Genomic DNA, 1,508 nt, shown 5'->3' on the forward strand with positions numbered 1-1,508 from the left:
GGACAGGCCTGCCTCCTTCACCACGCGCGGCATGCCGTACACCACGCAGGACGACTCCGCCTCCGTGGAGGCGACCTCGATGGTGCCGCCGTGCGCGTGGACGATTTCCCGCACGATGTAGAGCCCCAGGCCGTAGCTCATCTTCAGGGTGCGCGTCGTCTGCGGGCCCTGGCGGAAGGGCTCGAAGAGGTGGGGCAGCAGGGCCTCCGGGATGGGGCGGCCCTGGTTGTGGACCTCCAGCACGACCTTGTTGCGCAGGCCGCGCGTGGACAGGCGCACGGGCGCGTCCGGCGGGCCGTACTTGAGGGCGTTCTCCATCAGGTTGGAGACCACCTGGGCCAGCCGGTCCGGGTCCCACTGCCCCTGGGTGTTGCCCTTGTGCTCCAGGACGATGTCGCGCTGGGGGAAGGCCACGCGGAACTCGTGCGCCACCTTGGACAGCAGCTCCTGCGTGTCCGTGCCGCGCGGTTCAATGACGACGCCGCCCACCAGCCGCGCGCGGGTGAAGTCCAGCAGCAGGCGCGTCAGCCGTTCGATGCGCACCGCCGCGGTGGCGATGCGCTGGCTGGTGCGCACCGTCTCCTCCGCGGGGCCCCCGGCCGCGAGCACGCGCGACCAGTTCATGATGGCGCCCAGCGGGCTGCGGATGTCGTGGCTGATGATGCCCATCAGGTGCTCCTGGAACTCGGAGTGCCTGCGGACCTCTTCCTCGGCCCAGCGGCGCTGGGTGATGTCGCGGCTGATGCCGAACAGGCCGAACACCTCCCCCGCGTCGTCGCGCAGCGGGCCCTTGGTGGTCAGCCACACGCGCTCGCCGTCGGGGCCCTGCTGCAGGTCCTCGTAGGTGAGGGGGTGCCCTGCCTCCAGCACGTCCTGGTCGTGCTTGAGGTTGACGGCGGCCTCGTTGGCGGGGAACAGCTCGCCGTCCGAGTGGCCCTGCACCTCCGCCACGGTGCGGCCCAGCGCGCGGGCGCCCGGGGAGTTGATGACCTGGTAACGGCCCTGCAGGTCCTTGATGTAGATGGCGTCGGTGGTGCCCTCCAGCACGGCCTGGAAGAGGTGTCCGGCGCGCTGCAGCTCCTCGCGGCCCCGGTACTCGCGGGTGATGTCGCGCAGGTGCAGCAGCAGGCCGCCCTCCACGGGGCGCGCGCTCACGTCGAAGCACAGCTCGCCTCCGGGCCAGGGGTGCTCGTAGCGCACGGCGGCCTGGTCGGTGGCGGGCGCGTCCAGGCGCAGGTGCTCGCCCAGGGCGAGCGGGACGCCCACCAGCTTGCGCACGTCGTCGCCCGGCTGGAGGTGGCACGCGAGCAGCTCCCCCATGCGGGGGCTCAGGTAGGCGAGGCGCCAACCGGCGTCCACGGCGAGGAAGGCCTCCGGCAGTCCGTCCAGCAGCGCGAGCAGGCCCAGGCCTGACGCACCCGGCGCGGACGCGGCAGGAGGGCGGGAACGCGGGCTTGCGGGAGCTTGGGGCATCGTCGGATCAACCGGGAGGGTGTGGGGGTGCGGGG

Annotated in this window: 1 protein-coding gene; it reads right to left on the bottom strand. The window is 72.5% G+C overall.

Features of this window, described 5'->3' with window-relative positions:
- Window positions 1-1,473: PAS domain-containing sensor histidine kinase (locus D7X12_RS41290; RefSeq protein WP_120630556.1), on the bottom strand; the 1,473-nt coding region annotated here is incomplete at its 3' end.
- Between the last annotated feature and the right edge of the window lie 35 nt (window positions 1,474-1,508).

Source organism: Corallococcus sicarius, assembly GCF_003611735.1.
Taxonomy (GTDB): domain Bacteria; phylum Myxococcota; class Myxococcia; order Myxococcales; family Myxococcaceae; genus Corallococcus; species Corallococcus sicarius.